This window comes from Acinetobacter sp. 25-47-122 (assembly GCF_056779695.1).
In genome coordinates this window covers 114,875-130,604 of sequence record NZ_JBWYIJ010000009.1, presented here as the reverse complement: position 1 = coordinate 130,604, position 15,730 = coordinate 114,875, and the positions used below count along the sequence as shown (strand labels likewise).

The following is a 15,730-nucleotide window of genomic DNA, read 5'->3' as shown; positions in this document are numbered from 1 at the left end:
GATAGACTTTATTAGATGCTTAACAGAGCCATCTAAATTATTAAACTTATAAAATAACAGCATTCCCATATGAAAGGGTTCAGAAAGTCACAAGTTCCTGTCATACTACTGCCTGTAACGAATACAGTCATTTAGAGGTAGATATCGTGATTTCAGTTGGTATTGTTGGTGGTACAGGATATACAGGCGTTGAACTTTTGCGTCTTTTGCTGCGACACCCAAATGTTCAAGTGAAAGCACTGACTTCTCGTACTGAGGCTGGTCGTCGTGTCGATGATATATTTCCAAGTTTACGTGGTCATACCGATCTAGAGTTTTCAGATTTAAGCTTAGATTTATTAAAGTCATGCGATGTTGTGTTTTTTGCGACACCACATGGTGTAGCGATGAAACACGCTGAAGAATTAGTAGCAGCGAATACAAAAGTAATCGATTTAGCCGCTGACTTTCGTTTGCAGGATTTAGCGCAATTTGAAAAATGGTACGGTATGGAGCATGCTTGTCCAGATCTACTTAAAAATTCAGTGTATGGGCTTTCTGAGCTCAATCGTGAAAAAATTAAACAAGCCCAAGTGATTGGTAATCCTGGTTGTTATCCAACGACAGTTCAAATTGGTTTGGCGCCTGTACTGAGATCTTCAGAAGTATTGGTAAAACCTGAAAGTATTATTATTGATGCAAAATCTGGTGTATCTGGAGCTGGACGCAAAGCAAGTTTAGGCATGATCTATACTGAAAATGCTGATAACTTCAAAGCCTACGGTGTAGCAGGGCATCGCCATCATCCTGAAATTGTTGAAGCGCTTGAAAATATATCGGGACAGAAAGGTGTATTTGACAATATCCTTTTTGTTCCACATTTGGTGCCGATGATTCGTGGCATGTTATCTACAATATATATCGACTTAACAGAAGCAGGTCAGCAAGCCGATTTGCAAACAATTTACGAACAGTTCTACCAAAACGAGCAGTTTGTTGATGTTATGCCGGCAGGAAGTTCACCAGAAACTCGTTCTGTTCGTGGATCAAATGATTTACGTATTGCGTTGTATAAACCACAACCAACAAAGTTAGTCATTTTAGTTGCCCAAGATAACTTGGTGAAAGGTGCAGCAGGACAAGCTGTTCAAAACATGAATTTAATGTTTGAATTTGCGGAAAATGCAGGCCTTAACGTGATTGGTTTATTACCATAAAAAACCTTTTTTGACTTCACACACATTTAACTTTGCAGTTAAATGTGTGTTTTGATTTTATAAATTAGAGATGACGATGCAAAACTCAGAATCAAATAATACGTCACAGCATAAAGATGAAAAAAATATCGGTTTTTTTCAATCGAATAAACCCCTTATGGCGGGTGGGATCATCTTATGTGCAGGCAGTTTACTTCTGGGCTATACGGTTGGTCATCGTCAAGGTCTAACTGTAGTTGGTTATGATGCTGACGCGGAACAATTGGTTGAAGTTGTCGAAAAACAAAAAAAAGAATTATCTGAGCTGAATAAGAAATTAAATACCTCAGTTCAAGAACGTGATGTTGCTGTAACTAACTCAAACGATATGTATGCTGCATTAAATCAAGCCAACGCTGAAAAACTTCAAATTGAAGGTCAGAGTGCGATTTTCCGAGAAGTGCTGAGACAACGTGGTGGATTGAGTTTAACTGTGCAAAATTTAGCTGTTAAGTCGCTTCCAGAAAATGTATATGAATATCAGGTTGATTTAGTTCAAGTCAGTCCGAATAAACGTAAAGCATCTGGTGAAATTGAAATCAGATTAATTCAAGATACGGAAGTCTTGGTTGTTCCAATTTCAGAAAAATCATTCAATTTCGACCATTATCAGCGATTAACTGGTCGTTGGACCATGCCAAAAGGCTTTACGCCCCAATTTATTGAAATCCGTGTAAAAGGCTCAAGTGCTCAAACCAAGCGCTTTAGTTGGCAACGTGGTGAAGCAATCGAATCAACTGCTGCATTTGCAGCTGAAGTACCGCAAGCTGCGGCAAATTCTCAATAATAGATTATAGAGTGCTATGCGAAGTAATAAACGTCATAAATGTCTCAATGACATTAAATTATCATTTCAACAATCTGGATTGGTGGATTGGCACTTCAATCCACGATTGAGTGATGCACAAAATGATGAAGCCGATGGCGATTTAGCTGTAGCAACAGCACCACCGCAATTTAAGCGACCTCCCTTATACAATGTGGTATTGTTGAATGATGATTACACGCCAATGGATTTTGTAATTGAAATTTTACAACAATACTTTGCATTGAATCTTGACCAAGCTACCGAAGTAATGCTAACAGTACATTATCAAGGGAAAGGTATCGCAGGTGTCTATCCTAGAGACATTGCTGAAACCAAGGCGAATCAAGTCAACAATTATGCGCGCTCTCAAAGTCATCCATTGCTTTGCCAGATCGAGCCACAAGAATAAGGGGATCACATGCTCAGTCGTCAATTAGAAGTATCACTGCGTTTGGCTGTTAGCATGGCTCGTCAAAAGAGACATGAGTTTCTTACAGTTGAACATTTGTTACTCGCACTTTTAGATAATGATTCTGCCGTGAATGCACTAAAAGCCTGCGGTGCAGAAATTGTCAGTTTGCGTAAAGAACTTGAAGAGTATGTAGAGCAACATACGCCTAAATTAGGCGATAATGCTGAGCAAGCGCCTCATCCTACAGAAAGCTTTGATCGTATATTGCAACGTGCAATTTTCCATGTTCAGTCTAGTGGTGGAGATCGGACAGTTGAAGGTGCAGATGTACTGGTTGCAATGTACTCAGAAAGAGATTCATTTGCGGTTTATTTGCTAAAACGCCACCAAATCAATCGTCTTACTTTAACTCAATATCTTTCACACGGTGCGCGTAAGGAAGATGTTCCAGCTGAAGAAGAAACGGATGACTTAGATGGTGAAAACTCAGCCTCAGCAAATGCAGGTCCATTAGAACTTTATACCCTAAATCTCAATGCAGAAGCTTTAAAGGGTAAAACCGATCCTTTGATTGGTCGTGAAAAAGAAATTGAGCGTGCAGCTCAAATTCTATGTCGACGTCGTAAAAACAATCCGCTTTTGGTGGGTGATCCAGGTGTGGGTAAAACATCCATAGCAGAAGGTTTGGCTTGGCTGATTGTTAACAATAAAGCACCAAAGCCACTGCTGAATGCGGAAGTCTATAGTTTGGATATCGGTGCACTTGTTGCAGGTACAAAATACCGTGGTGACTTTGAGAAACGATTAAAGCAATTGTTAAATGCCCTAAAGAAGAAGCCCGAAGCAATTTTGTTTATAGATGAAATTCATATGATCATTGGTGCAGGCTCAAGTATGGGTAGCACTATGGATGCATCGAATTTAATCAAACCTGCATTGGCAAATGGTACTTTACGTTGCATTGGCTCAACAACGTTTCAAGAATATCGTCAAGTTTTTGAAAAAGATCATGCATTATCACGCCGTTTCCAAAAAATTGATGTTAATGAGCCATCAATTAATGAAACAATTGATATTCTTCGTGGACTCAAGTCTAAATTTGAAGAATTTCATAAAGTTCAATATGATGATGCAGCTCTTGTTTCTGCAGTTGAGTTATCGGCTAAATTTATCAATGATCGCTTCCTCCCAGATAAAGCGATTGACGTAATAGATGAAGCAGGGGCACAACGACGTTTGAGAGCTGATCAAGATAACACTTTGATTACAGTTGAAAATATTGAAGATATTGTTTCGAAAATTGCACGAATTCCACCTAAAACTGTGTCTAAAGATGATAAATCTGTACTTGAGCACTTAGAGCGTGATCTTAAACGAGTTGTATTTGGTCAAGATGAGGCGATTACCGCATTATCCTCTGCAATTAAATTGTCACGAGCTGGGCTTAAAGCACCAGATAAGCCAGTTGGTAGTTTTGTATTTGCAGGACCTACTGGTGTAGGTAAAACTGAGGTAACAAAACAACTTGCAAAACTACTCGGTGTTGAACTAGTCAGATTTGATATGTCTGAATATATGGAACGCCATGCGGTTTCACGTTTAATTGGTGCACCTCCAGGTTATGTTGGTTTTGATCAAGGTGGCTTACTGACTGACGCAATACATAAAAATCCACATTGTGTATTGTTATTGGATGAGATTGAAAAGGCACATCCTGATGTGTTTAATTTATTGCTGCAAGTCATGGATCATGGTTCATTAACTGATAATAATGGTCGTAAGTCAGACTTTAGAAATGTCATTATAGTGTTAACAACGAATATTGGCGCTGAAAGTATTTCCCGTACAAGTATTGGTTTTACAGAGCAAGATAATAGTCGTGATAATCAGGAAGCAATGAAGAAGGCATTTACACCAGAGTTTAGAAACCGCTTAGATGGGGTTATTCAATTTAAAGCTCTACCTACGACAGTAATCGATTCTGTAGTAGATAAATTCCTTACAGAACTTCAAGCTCAACTTGATGACAAAAAAGTTGTTTTAGAAGTAGATCAGTCTGCACGAGATTGGTTAAGTGAAAATGGTTATGATCGTCTGATGGGTGCTCGTCCAATGCAGCGTTTGATTCAAGAGCATTTGAAAAAGCCGCTTGCTGAAATGATTTTATTTGGTGAGTTGGCTGAAAACGGCGGTAATGTAGCAGTAACAGTTAAAAAAGAAGATGGCAAAGCTGTTGGATTAAAGTTGGAAGTATTTGAAGATTCTGCAGCTGAACCAGCATAGTGTGTTATTAATTGTATTAAAGCCCGTTTATTTAAACGGGCTTTAATTTTTGGGTGAAAGTATGGACATACAAGTTACAAAAGTAATATCTACGACAGCTTTATTTTTTCTGACAGCACTGATGGAAATATTAGGGTGTTACTTTCCATATTTGATCCTAAATCAAGGGCGTTCGCATTGGTTGTGGCTACCCACTTTTGTCGCACTCGCTGCTTTTGTGTGGTTATTGACTTTGCATCCAGCAGCATCAGGTCGAATATATGCTGCATATGGAGGTATTTATATTTGTTCGGCATTGTTGTGGTTAAAGTTTGTGGATCAAATGGATCTTACTAAATGGGATATCATTGGTGGCGGAGTGGTTATTTTCGGGGCGCTGATTATCATTTTACAGCCACAAGGCTTAATTCGGTGAGCTGTTATAGGAGAAAGTCTGTTTAATTAAATTAATAATAAATCGACCTTGAATATTTTTGATAAAAATTTAGAAGCCTATTTAATAAAATTTACATAAAGGCTTTTTAAATTGGCATGAAATAGGCATATATTTTCCGCCTATAATTTTGAAATACTTCAGAGTTTCATCATTATTCGACAATAAACAATGTAATTAGAATAAGGATTTTTCATTTGTCTACAACATATTCCAAGCAAGAAAAAACCAGCCGTATCAAAGGAATTATTGGTGCAGCTTCTGGTAATTTAGTTGAATGGTTTGATTTTTATATATATGCAGTATTTGCTGTATATTTTACCCAAGCTTTAACTGCGCCAGATATGGATAGTTCTACCCAAGCCATCTATGTGTGGGGTGTATTTGCAGCAAGCTTTTTTATGCGACCTATCGGTAGTTGGCTTTTTGGTCGAATTGCAGATAAACACGGTCGAAAAAAATCAATGGTCATCTCAATTATATTGATGGCTATAAGTTCTTTCATGTTTGCAGCGTTACCAACGTATGAGCAAGTGGGTATGGCTGCACCGTTTTTATTATTAATGGTTCGATTGCTTCAAGGCTTATCCGTTGGTGGTGAATATGGTGCTGTGGCGACTTATATGAGTGAATTGGGTTTAAAAGGTCAACGTGGCTTTTTTTCATCATTTCAATACGTAACGCTCACGGGTGGTCAACTCCTTGCAAGTTTATTGGGTGTAATATTCTTAGCTTTTATGTCTGAACAGCAGCTTTATGATGGGGGATGGCGAATTCCATTTATTATTGGTGGTGTTGCAGCAATTTTATCTTTATTAGCGAGAAGTAGATTAGAAGAGACTTTATCCAGTGATGAAAGTGATAAAGAAGATTCTGGTACACTTCGTGAGCTTTTTAAAAATCACTGGAAAACTTTCCTTTTGGTAGTTGGTTATACTTCAGCAGGCTCTCTTAGTTTCTATGTGATTACAGTTTACTCAAAAACTTACCTTACCAATATTGGAATAGATCCTAAAACGGTAGGGTTGATGATGACAGCCTGCATTTTTGTACTCATGGTGGCGCAACCATTCTTTGGTGCATTGTCAGATCGTATTGGTCGCAGAAATTCTATGCTGTTATTTAGTGGTCTGATGGCTATATTTATCTATCCAGTCATGGCTATCGGGATGAGATATTTTAGCGAAACTCCATTTATTGTCGCGATGCTACTGATTTTCCTGATGCTATTGCTTAGTTTGTATACCTCTATTGGCGGTATTGTAAAAGCTGAAATGTTTCCTCCGCATGTACGTGCGTTGGGTGTAGGTTTCTCTTATGCGATAGGTAATGCCGTATTTGGTGGTTCTGCACCTTCTGTTGCCTTGCAGTTTAAGGCCGCAGGAATTGAAAATTCATTTTTTATTTACGTGATCATTATTTTAATCGTATGTTTCTTTTGTAGTTGGCAACTTCCCAAAGAACCTAAATATTTAAAAGATGATCATTAAGAATTAGAAAATAAAAAAGCACCCGAGGGTGCTTTTTTAGTGGATGAAATTAATCTTTTTTTAAGCTTTCATTGATGAGGAACTCAACAAGTGCTTTTTGAGCGTGAAGGCGGTTTTCAGCTTCATCCCATACCACAGCATTTTTGTGATCGAGCATATTTTCTGAAATTTCTTCACCGCGATGGGCAGGTAAACAGTGCATAAATAAACAGTCTGGATGAGCAAGATCCATTAGACGTTCATTGACTTGAAAATCAGCAAAAGCTTTTTCACGAATTTTTTGCTCTTCTTCTTGTCCCATGCTGGCCCAAACATCAGTAACGATAAGGTCGGCATTCACTGCAGCATCTTCAGCAGAGTCTACAACTTCGGCGCAGTGCGCGAATTCAGAGAGAAATTCAGGTTTTGGTTCATAACCTTTTGGTGATGCAATCTTAAGTTTAAAGCCCCACATATGTGCAGCTTCGATATATGAGTTACACATATTATTACCATCACCAATCCACGCAACGGTTTTGCCTTGGATAGAGCCACGGTGTTCTACGAATGTTTGAACATCAGCAAGCAATTGGCAAGGGTGGTGATCATCGGTCAGTGCATTAATAACTGGGACTTTAGAATATTCTGCAAAACGTGTGACAATATCGTGGCCAAAAGTACGAATCATCACAATATCAAGCATGCTTGAAATAACGCGAGCTGAATCTTCAATCGGTTCGCCGCGACCTAATTGCGTATCCCGGGACGAGAGGAAAATTGCGCTACCACCAAATTGGGTCATACCAGCTTCAAAAGAAACACGGGTACGTGTGCTCGATTTTTCAAAAATCATTCCCATTACTTTACCAACAAAGGGTTGGTAGACTTCATGATTATGCTGCATGCGTTTTAATTCTATAGCACGATCAATAATGCGATTTAATTCTGCAGTTGAAAGGTCACGTAAAGTAAGAAAATGTCGTAGAGCCATGGTTACTCCACAATCATTGTTTCGTCAAAATAGTGAATGAGACGACCAATAATTGTTGGTTGATGAAAAAAAACGAGAATCGACTAATATACTATATGTAAAGAGAATTGCAAAAAAACTAGACTTTTTGGTGCCCATCTAGGAAGCGATCGACAGAATAGCTGATGTATTCGATGGTTTCTTGATCGGTTTCAAGTACTGGTATCCCCATTAAAATTTTCCATTCTAAATTTCTTAAGATTCCAAAATATAATTGAGCAGAAAATAAAGGATTTTCACATTTTAACACACCAAGTTTATGCGCATTTTCTAATGCATTTGCGATCGCTAACTGGATATGTTTAGGGCCTTTTTCGTGCAAATAAAGAGCAAGTTCTGGATTTTTTTGGGATTGCTCAATCACGAGGCGCATAAAGGCAGTATGATCTTCTTTTTTAATGTGGCGATGAAAGTTAAGTAGTGTATGTATCAGATAAGATCTAAAATCGCCATGATCTGGATCATATGCAACACAGATATCTTTAAAAAAGAGTTCACGTCGATAATCACATATAGCAGTAAAAAGGCCTTCTTTGCCGCCAAAATATTTATAAATAGATGCTTTGGAGCCTCCAGCATGTTGAACAATATCATCCAAAGACACAGCATCGTAGCCACGTTCCAAGAATAGCGTATTGGCGCTTAGCAATAATGCTAAACGTCGTTCTTGACCACGGCGAGTATGGGGCATATCACAACCAGAAGTTTCAATATGTGGAAATGGATGTTGCATGCAGTAACAATAGTGAAAATGAATTTGAAGATGGAGTATAACAAATTAAAGCACTTAACGCCTGTCACTCTAAATAATAACAAAATCAAAAAATGAATGACAATTCACTTTTATATGACTAAAGTTTTAGAGCAAAAATACTAAACGGTCATATATCAAACTAAATTTATAGATATACTAAAAACTCGATAATTATAGTAAACACTGTGGAAAGGAATATGACAGAACAATCGTCTGCAGGCTTAAGATTTAGACAAGCATTAGAAGTGGAAAAGCCATTACAAATCATCGGAACTGTAAATGCATATGCAGCAATGATGGCAAAACAAGTTGGCTATAAAGCAATTTATCTATCGGGCGCAGGTGTTGCAAACTATTCCTATGGTCTTCCTGATTTGGGAATGACGAGTTTAGATAATGTGCTTGAAGATGTTCGTCGTATCACTGAACGTGTAGATACACCTTTACTTGTGGATATTGATACAGGTTGGGGTGGTGCGTTTAATATTGCACGAAGTATCAAGCAAATGATCGCAGCTGGAGCTGCTGCTGTTCATATTGAAGACCAAGTTGCGCAAAAACGCTGCGGACATCGTCCGAATAAAGAAATTGTGTCACAACAAGAAATGGTAGACCGTATTAAGGCTGCTGTTGATGCAAAAACTGATTCTAATTTTGTGGTCATGGCACGTACGGATGCGCTGCAAAAAGAAGGGCTTCAAGCCGTCATTGATCGTGCATGTGCATGTGTTGAAGCTGGAGCTGATGCTATTTTTGCGGAAGCGATGACTGATATAACGATGTATAAAACAGTCTGTGATGCTGTAGGTGTGCCTGTGCTAGCGAATATCACTGAATTTGGTGATACCCCTTATTATACAACCGAAGAGCTAGCAGAACAGGGGATTTCAATGGTGTTATACCCATTGTCTGCGACACGTGCGATGCAGAAAGCAGCATTAGAAGTAATGCATTCAATTCGTAAAGATGGCACGCAAGTGAATGTTATTGATAAAATGCAACAACGAAAAGAATTATACGAGTTCCTTGATTATCATACTTTCGAAAACACACTAGATAAGCTATTCACTCAGGAGAAATAAAAAAATGGCTGAAGGAAAAGTATTGACTGGCGCAGGATTGCGTGGACAAGTCGCAGGTAAAACAGCACTTTCAACCGTTGGGAAAAGTGGTGCAGGCTTAACATATCGTGGTTATGATGTTCAGGATTTGGCGGAAAACTGCCAATTTGAAGAAGTTGCATATTTAATTTTCTTTGGTGAACTACCTACGGCGCAACAACTTGCGGACTATAAAGCAAAACTAAAATCACTGAGAGCATTACCACAAGCACTAAAAGAAGTGCTTGAGCGTATCCCAGCAGACTCACATCCTATGGATGTTATGCGTACTGGTGTTTCTATGTTGGGTAACTTAGAAACAGAACAGTCCTTTGGTGAGCAGCAAGATGTAGCTGATCGTATTTTGGCAACATTGCCAGCCATTATTTGTTATTGGTATCGATATAGCCATGATGGTGTTCGTATCGAAGAAAGTACTGATGACGATTCAATTGGTGCTCAATTCTTGCATTTATTGCGTGGCGAAAAACCTAATGAATTGCATGAACAAGTCATGAATGTTTCATTGATTCTCTATGCGGAGCATGAATTTAACGCTTCTACGTTTACGGCGCGCGTGTGTGCTTCGACGTTATCAGATTTACATTCGTGCATTACAGGTGCGATTGGCTCATTGCGTGGTCCACTGCATGGTGGTGCAAATGAAGCGGCAATGGATATGATTGAGCAGTGGAGCTCTCCTGAAGAAGCTGAGCGTGAAATGCTGGGTATGCTTGAACGCAAAGAAAAAATCATGGGCTTCGGTCATGCAATTTACAAAGACAATGATCCACGTAATGGGATTATTAAGGTATGGTCTGAACGCTTGGCCAAAGATGTAGGAGATACAGTTTTATATCCAGTATCAGTACGTTGTGAAGAAGTCATGTGGCGAGAGAAAAAATTATTCTGTAATGCAGACTTTTTCCATGCTTCTGCTTATCACTTTATGGGTATCCCAACTAAGCTATTCACGCCAATTTTTGTGATGTCTCGTGTAACAGGATGGGCGGCACATGTGATGGAGCAGCGTGCGGACAACCGTATTATTCGACCAAGTGCAGATTACACAGGACCTGAATTACGCAAAGTTGTACCAATTGAACAGCGTGCTTAAAAAGCATAATAAAAAGCTCCTTCGGGAGCTTTTTATTTTGTTGAGCTGAGTAAAATGGCATCTTGTTTTTCGTAGCCTGTTTCAGTAGGAATACCCATGTAACTAATGACTGCAACGCGATAATTGGGGAAAGTGTAAGGAAATGCGTAAAGTTTTTTGATCTGAGGTAAATTACGATGATATCGAATATTCTCGAATTGTTGACTTTTATACATTGAAGGATCAGAGCTTTGGCTGAGTTGTACCTGAGATTGGAATTTACTTACTTTAATTTCTGGCACGTTTAACCAAAAATTTCCAGTCTGTTCTCTTTGTCTATTGAATTTTAGTTTAGCAGTCTTGGGGCTTAATGGTGTTGGTTTGACAAGGCGAGCTTGAATACTTTGAATTTTGCGTAGCGCATGCTGAATTTCAGTAATGTGATTTCGGCTATTTAATGGGGTATAAATGGATTGAACCTCAATCGCTTTATGTGGGTTTCTGCTGTTGAGCAAATAATAATAAAGTGTTGGTGGTCGACCAGATTCATCATGGTAATGGCGTAAATAATATATTTTCTGATCTTTAATATCTGAACCTAGTACTTCTATTGTCTCGGGACCGCCGACTGTGGCAAAGGAGGGTGAAGAAATAAGGCAGAAGATGATACCTAGATAAATTTTATGCTTTAAGTGATTATTGTTCATTTGGACTCATCTTTTTGTATCTTATATTGAGCATGATTTAAAATTTTAGAATTATGATGAAGAATAGGTTAATCAATTGTGTTGATTAACCTAAATCTAGAAGTTTACTCGGCTGTAGTGCTTACGACTTCATCTTCATCATCTTCAGCAGTATCCATTCCTAATTCTTTTAGCTTACGAGTCAAGGTATTGCGACCCCAACCTAAAAGCTCAGCAGCATGGCGTTTTCTTCCTCGAGTTTGTTGTAGTGCCGCATTAATTAAGGTGCGTTCAAACATAGGCGTGGCGATATCCAATAATTTCATTTCACCATTTTTGAGTTTTTGTACAGCCCACTGACTAAGCAACTCATCCCAATGCTGAATAGCGATACGATCTGCTTGATTGTGTGGATGATTTGGATCATCAGATTTTTGGATTGGCAGTTGTTTTAACTCAGAAGGAAGATCTTCTGGGTAAACCTCTCGTCCAGTAATCATCACTGTCAGCCAGCGACATGTGTTTTCAAGTTGACGTACATTACCTTGCCAAGGCAACTGTTTCATGTATTCAATAGTTTCTGTACGTAAAATCTTTGGACTTACACCAAGTTCTTTACCTGCTCGTGCGAGAAAGTGTTGTGCGAGCATCGGAATGTCTTCCGAGCGGTGAGCAAGTTTAGGAATATGAATACGAATTACATTCAGACGATGATAAAGATCCTCACGGAAGCGTCCATCATGTACTAATTTTTCTAGATCTTGGTGAGTCGCAGCGACAATGCGGACATCAACACGCACTGGAATGTGTCCACCGACGCGATAAAACTCGCCATCAGCTAAAACACGCAATAAGCGCGTTTGGGTTTCGAATGGCATGTCCCCAATTTCATCAAGGAATAATGTACCGCCATTGGCTTGCTCAAAACGACCTTGTCGCTGAGTATTAGCGCCAGTGAATGCACCTTTTTCATGACCAAATAATTCAGTTTCAATCAAATCTTTCGGAATGGCAGCCATATTAAGCGCAATAAATGGCTTGCTGCTACGAGGTGAATGACGATGCAATGCATGAGCGACTAACTCTTTACCTGTACCTGACTCACCGTTAATTAATACCGTAATGTGTGATTGCGACAAACGTCCAATTGCTCGGAAGACTTCCTGCATTGCAGGAGATTCTCCAATGATCTCAGTTGATTGAATTGGCTGTACGGTTGATTTCGCAGATTCTTGTTGTTGGAGCTTATTAATGTGCATGATGGCACGATTGACAAGTGCTAAAGCCTCATCAATATCAAATGGTTTTGGTAAATATTCAAAAGCACCCGTTTGATAGCTTGATACTGCTGACTCTAGATCCGAATGTGCCGTCATGATGATCACAGGTAGATCAGGATAATGACCTTTGACTTTAGCGAGAAAGGTAAGACCATCAATTCCTGGCATCCGTATATCTGTCAAAATTACATCAGGTGTATCATCAAGTAACTGATCCAGTGCAGATTGAGCTTCTTCGAAACTGGTAACATCTAAACCTTCTTCTTTAAATGTTTTTTCTAGAACCCAACGCATGGCGCGATCGTCATCTATTACCCAAATTTTATTTCGCGACATGGTTTAACTCCCAAGGTATATAAAGACTAAATACGGTTTTGCCCGGAACGGATTGGCATTCAATCATTCCATTGTGTTGATGCATAATATTTTGTGCGATGCTCAGACCTAAGCCTGTTCCTTTAGCGCGTCCTGTGACTAATGGATAAAATACGGACTCCAAAATTTCTTCTGGAACGCCAGGGCCGTTATCTTCAATATCAATTCGAACAGTTGAGCGGTGTAAAGTTCCGTTAATCGTGACAAGGCGATGAATACGTGTACGCAAGGTTAATTCAGGTTGAGTGTCTTGAAAAAACTCTTTGTTTTCAGTCATGGCCTGAACAGCATTTACACTGATATTCAACATCACTTGAATAAGTTGATCCCGATCTGCTTCAACATCAGGTAATGAAAGATCATAATCACGAGTAATTTTAATTTTCTTTTTCGTTTGATTTACAATTAACGAACGCACACGCTCCAAAGGCTCGTGAACATTTACAGGTTCATAGCTTGGTAACTGCCGAGAGCCGAGCATTGTGTCAGCAAGATTTCTCAGGCGATCTACTTCACTAATAATAATGTCCGTAAATTCTTTATATTCAGGGTCATTTAAACTACGTGCTAATAATTGAGTTGCGCCACGTATGCCCCCTAATGGATTCTTAATCTCGTGCGCGACACCTCTGATTAATTGGCGTGCGACCTGATGTTGTTGAATAAAATTTTCTTCTTTAGAAATTTTCAACATTCGATCAATTGGATTGAGTTCAATCAGAAGGAGGGGGTGATAACTTTTTCCAGTGTTAAGTTGGGCAACAGAATAGTCAACATGTACATCTTTAAAGTTCACAATAATAGTCGCTTCACGGCGGGTATAAGCTTGCCCCGTGAGTAACGTATTTGTGAGTGCTTCTTCAGTGTTAAATGAATCACCTGGAGATTGTAAAATACTGAGCACAGATTGACCTGATGCTCTCAATAAGCTGATATCAAAGAGTGCTTCACATGAGGAATTTAAATAAAAAATATTTAATTCACTATCGACTAAAAGTATCGCAGTGCTCAAGTTGTCTACGAGTAAACGGTAATCAATCGTTGGTTGTTGATTCATTAACCTCAAAATCCTGTCTTAAAATAGAGCAATTGCATCTATGTATTTTTCCATCACTGCTCACAAAGAGGGAGTTATTTAATTTTAACGTCCTCAAATAAAGCAAAATATGAGCCAACTTTGTTTAAAATCGTTAAATACAACTAAAATGAACTCATTTATTAAGAAAAAAAGCGCGAAGCGATTGCAAAATATTCATGCAAAGTTGGGGTTATTTAATAATGCATCATATTGGTGCGATTGCAATATTTTTTAAAATTTATGGGAATATTTTGGTGCGTTATGCAAAGAGTGGGGTTTTCAACTGTTTTTATGAATTGAAAAGACATACAATACGCGGATTCTAGTGGAGCGCAGATTCATGAAATCCCCCAAAGTCGGTTTTGTTTCTTTAGGTTGTCCTAAGGCATTGGTAGATTCCGAGCGAATTCTTACTCAGTTAAAAACTGAAGGTTATGATGTAGCGTCGGATTATGACGGTGCTGATTTAGTTGTTGTTAATACCTGTGGTTTTATTGAATCTGCAGTACAAGAGTCATTAGACGCGATTGGCGAGGCGATGAGTGCAAACGGTCGCGTCATCGTAACAGGTTGTTTGGGTAAAGATGAAGAAAAAATTCGTCAAATGCATCCAAACGTACTTAAAGTTACTGGTGCAGCAGCTTATCAAGAAGTGATGGAAGCTGTGCATCAATATGTTCCTGAGCCTCCTAAGCACAATCCTTTTATTGATCTTGTGCCAGAACAAGGTATTCGATTAACACCAAAACATTATGCATATTTGAAGATATCTGAAGGCTGTAACCACCGTTGTACCTTCTGTATTATTCCAAGTATGCGTGGCGATCTCGTATCTCGCCCAGTTGGTTCTGTATTAGAAGAAGCGGCGGCTTTAAAACGATCTGGTGTAAAGGAAGTCTTGGTTATTTCTCAAGATACTTCGGCATATGGTGTAGATACAAAATACAAGCTTGATTTTTGGAATGGTCAGCCTGTAAAAACTAAGTTCTATGATATGTGTGAAGCATTAGGTCAATTGGGTATTTGGGTGCGTCTGCATTATGTCTACCCATATCCACATGTTGATGCGGTTATCGATTTGATGGCACAGGGTAAGATCTTGCCTTACTTAGATATTCCATTCCAACATGCAAGCCCTAAAATTTTAAAACTGATGAAGCGTCCAGCGCATAGTGAAAACACGCTAGAGCGTTTAAAAGTTTGGCGTGAAAAGTGTCCTGATTTAGTCATTCGTTCAACATTTGTTGTTGGCTTCCCGGGTGAAACTGAAGAAGATTTCGTGCAACTTCTAGATTGGTTGAAAGAAGCTCAGCTCGATCGCGTTGGTTGTTTTACATACTCTCCAGTTGAAGGTGCAACTGCAAATGATCTGCCAGATCATGTGCCTGAAGAAATTAAACAGGAACGCTACGAACGCTTTATGCAGGTTCAGCAAGAAATTTCTGCTGCAAAACTACAAAAGCGTATTGGTCAAACCATGACCGTGCTTGTTGATGATCTAGAAGAAGAGTTTCCAGTTGCAGTGGCGCGTTCTTATGCAGATGCCCCTGAAATTGATGGAAATGTCTTTGTAGAAGATATTGATAAGAGCAAGATTAAAGCAGGTGATTTACTGGTTGTTAAAATCACTGATGCGGATGAATACGACCTTTATGCAGAATTGATTGAAATTAAAACCGCATAATTGTTTG

At 38.9% G+C, this 15,730-nt stretch carries 14 protein-coding genes; 9 read left to right on the top strand and 5 right to left on the bottom strand.

Translation table 11 applies throughout. The annotated features are described in order from the left end of the window. Positions 1-146 precede the first annotated feature (146 nt). The 6 genes from argC (at position 147) to AC1M9P_RS10030 (ending at position 6,661) form a co-directional block, all read left to right on the top strand. Positions 147-1,196, top strand: a complete 1,050-nt coding sequence (gene argC, locus AC1M9P_RS10055; protein WP_035263691.1) for an N-acetyl-gamma-glutamyl-phosphate reductase — start codon at positions 147-149, stop codon at positions 1,194-1,196. A 76-nt stretch (positions 1,197-1,272) separates the two neighbouring features. Next, positions 1,273-2,022, top strand: a complete 750-nt coding sequence (locus tag AC1M9P_RS10050) for a DUF6776 family protein (RefSeq protein ID WP_481587507.1) — start codon at positions 1,273-1,275, stop codon at positions 2,020-2,022. A gap of 16 nt (positions 2,023-2,038) precedes the next feature. Further along, complete coding sequence (gene clpS, locus AC1M9P_RS10045) at positions 2,039-2,452, top strand: ATP-dependent Clp protease adapter ClpS (protein WP_035263688.1); 414 nt, start codon at positions 2,039-2,041, stop codon at positions 2,450-2,452. 9 nt (positions 2,453-2,461) lie between these two features. Next, positions 2,462-4,738, top strand: a complete 2,277-nt coding sequence (gene clpA, locus AC1M9P_RS10040) for an ATP-dependent Clp protease ATP-binding subunit ClpA (RefSeq protein ID WP_035263687.1) — start codon at positions 2,462-2,464, stop codon at positions 4,736-4,738. Between the two features lie 61 nt (positions 4,739-4,799). Then, the gene (locus tag AC1M9P_RS10035; protein ID WP_092766358.1) at positions 4,800-5,153 is read left to right on the top strand and encodes a YnfA family protein; all 354 of its coding nucleotides are present in this window, start codon (positions 4,800-4,802) and stop codon (positions 5,151-5,153) included. Positions 5,154-5,368: 215 nt separating this feature from the next. Beyond that, on the top strand, positions 5,369-6,661 hold the full coding sequence (locus AC1M9P_RS10030) for an MFS transporter (RefSeq protein WP_092766357.1): 1,293 nt from the start codon (positions 5,369-5,371) through the stop codon (positions 6,659-6,661). A gap of 49 nt (positions 6,662-6,710) precedes the next feature. Here AC1M9P_RS10030 and argF read toward each other — a convergent pair whose 3' ends face one another. Then, a complete protein-coding gene (gene argF / locus AC1M9P_RS10025; protein WP_481587506.1) occupies positions 6,711-7,631 on the bottom strand; it encodes an ornithine carbamoyltransferase in 921 nt (306 codons plus the stop codon). A 118-nt stretch (positions 7,632-7,749) separates the two neighbouring features. Beyond that, positions 7,750-8,403, bottom strand: a complete 654-nt coding sequence (locus AC1M9P_RS10020; RefSeq protein ID WP_092766355.1) for a TetR/AcrR family transcriptional regulator — start codon at positions 8,401-8,403, stop codon at positions 7,750-7,752. Between the two features lie 218 nt (positions 8,404-8,621). Here AC1M9P_RS10020 and prpB point away from each other — a divergent pair, with 218 nt between their 5' ends. Together prpB and prpC are read left to right on the top strand one after the other, a co-directional pair. Next, positions 8,622-9,506 carry a methylisocitrate lyase gene (gene prpB, locus AC1M9P_RS10015; protein WP_035263679.1) on the top strand — a complete coding sequence of 295 codons (885 nt, stop codon included), beginning with the start codon at positions 8,622-8,624 and terminating at the stop codon, positions 9,504-9,506. A 4-nt stretch (positions 9,507-9,510) separates the two neighbouring features. Continuing rightward, positions 9,511-10,641: a bifunctional 2-methylcitrate synthase/citrate synthase gene (gene prpC / locus AC1M9P_RS10010; RefSeq protein WP_035263678.1), complete on the top strand. Its 1,131-nt coding sequence runs from the start codon at positions 9,511-9,513 to the stop codon at positions 10,639-10,641. A 32-nt stretch (positions 10,642-10,673) separates the two neighbouring features. On the opposite strand, the gene AC1M9P_RS10005 is transcribed toward prpC, so the two are convergent. From AC1M9P_RS10005 to glnL, 3 genes are all read right to left on the bottom strand, one after another. Further along, positions 10,674-11,327: an aminotransferase gene (locus AC1M9P_RS10005; protein ID WP_481587505.1), complete on the bottom strand. Its 654-nt coding sequence runs from the start codon at positions 11,325-11,327 to the stop codon at positions 10,674-10,676. A gap of 104 nt (positions 11,328-11,431) precedes the next feature. After that, positions 11,432-12,922, bottom strand: a complete 1,491-nt coding sequence (gene glnG, locus AC1M9P_RS10000; RefSeq protein WP_035263676.1) for a nitrogen regulation protein NR(I) — start codon at positions 12,920-12,922, stop codon at positions 11,432-11,434. Next, on the bottom strand, positions 12,909-14,018 hold the full coding sequence (gene glnL, locus AC1M9P_RS09995) for a nitrogen regulation protein NR(II) (protein ID WP_035263674.1): 1,110 nt from the start codon (positions 14,016-14,018) through the stop codon (positions 12,909-12,911). The genes glnG and glnL overlap by 14 nt, the downstream gene beginning before the upstream one ends. 361 nt (positions 14,019-14,379) lie before the next feature. Between glnL and rimO the strand changes: the two genes are divergently transcribed. Next, positions 14,380-15,723 (top strand): 30S ribosomal protein S12 methylthiotransferase RimO, encoded by a 1,344-nt coding sequence (rimO, locus tag AC1M9P_RS09990; protein WP_035263671.1) that lies wholly within the window; start codon positions 14,380-14,382, stop codon positions 15,721-15,723. The last annotated feature ends 7 nt before the right edge of the window (positions 15,724-15,730 follow it).

Excerpts from the sequence above, each read along its gene's own strand:
- AC1M9P_RS10050 (WP_481587507.1), top strand. The coding sequence starts at position 1,273 with ATGCAAAACTCAGAATCAAATAATACGTCACAGCATAAAGATGAAAAA.
- clpS (WP_035263688.1), top strand. The coding sequence starts at position 2,039 with ATGCGAAGTAATAAACGTCATAAATGTCTCAATGACATTAAATTATCA.
- clpA (WP_035263687.1), top strand. The coding sequence starts at position 2,462 with ATGCTCAGTCGTCAATTAGAAGTATCACTGCGTTTGGCTGTTAGCATG.
- AC1M9P_RS10035 (WP_092766358.1), top strand. The coding sequence starts at position 4,800 with ATGGACATACAAGTTACAAAAGTAATATCTACGACAGCTTTATTTTTT.
- argF (WP_481587506.1), bottom strand. The coding sequence starts at position 7,631 with ATGGCTCTACGACATTTTCTTACTTTACGTGACCTTTCAACTGCAGAA.
- AC1M9P_RS10020 (WP_092766355.1), bottom strand. The coding sequence starts at position 8,403 with ATGCAACATCCATTTCCACATATTGAAACTTCTGGTTGTGATATGCCC.
- prpB (WP_035263679.1), top strand. The coding sequence starts at position 8,622 with ATGACAGAACAATCGTCTGCAGGCTTAAGATTTAGACAAGCATTAGAA.
- prpC (WP_035263678.1), top strand. The coding sequence starts at position 9,511 with ATGGCTGAAGGAAAAGTATTGACTGGCGCAGGATTGCGTGGACAAGTC.
- AC1M9P_RS10005 (WP_481587505.1), bottom strand. The coding sequence starts at position 11,327 with ATGAACAATAATCACTTAAAGCATAAAATTTATCTAGGTATCATCTTC.
- glnG (WP_035263676.1), bottom strand. The coding sequence starts at position 12,922 with ATGTCGCGAAATAAAATTTGGGTAATAGATGACGATCGCGCCATGCGT.
- glnL (WP_035263674.1), bottom strand. The coding sequence starts at position 14,018 with ATGAATCAACAACCAACGATTGATTACCGTTTACTCGTAGACAACTTG.
- rimO (WP_035263671.1), top strand. The coding sequence starts at position 14,380 with ATGAAATCCCCCAAAGTCGGTTTTGTTTCTTTAGGTTGTCCTAAGGCA.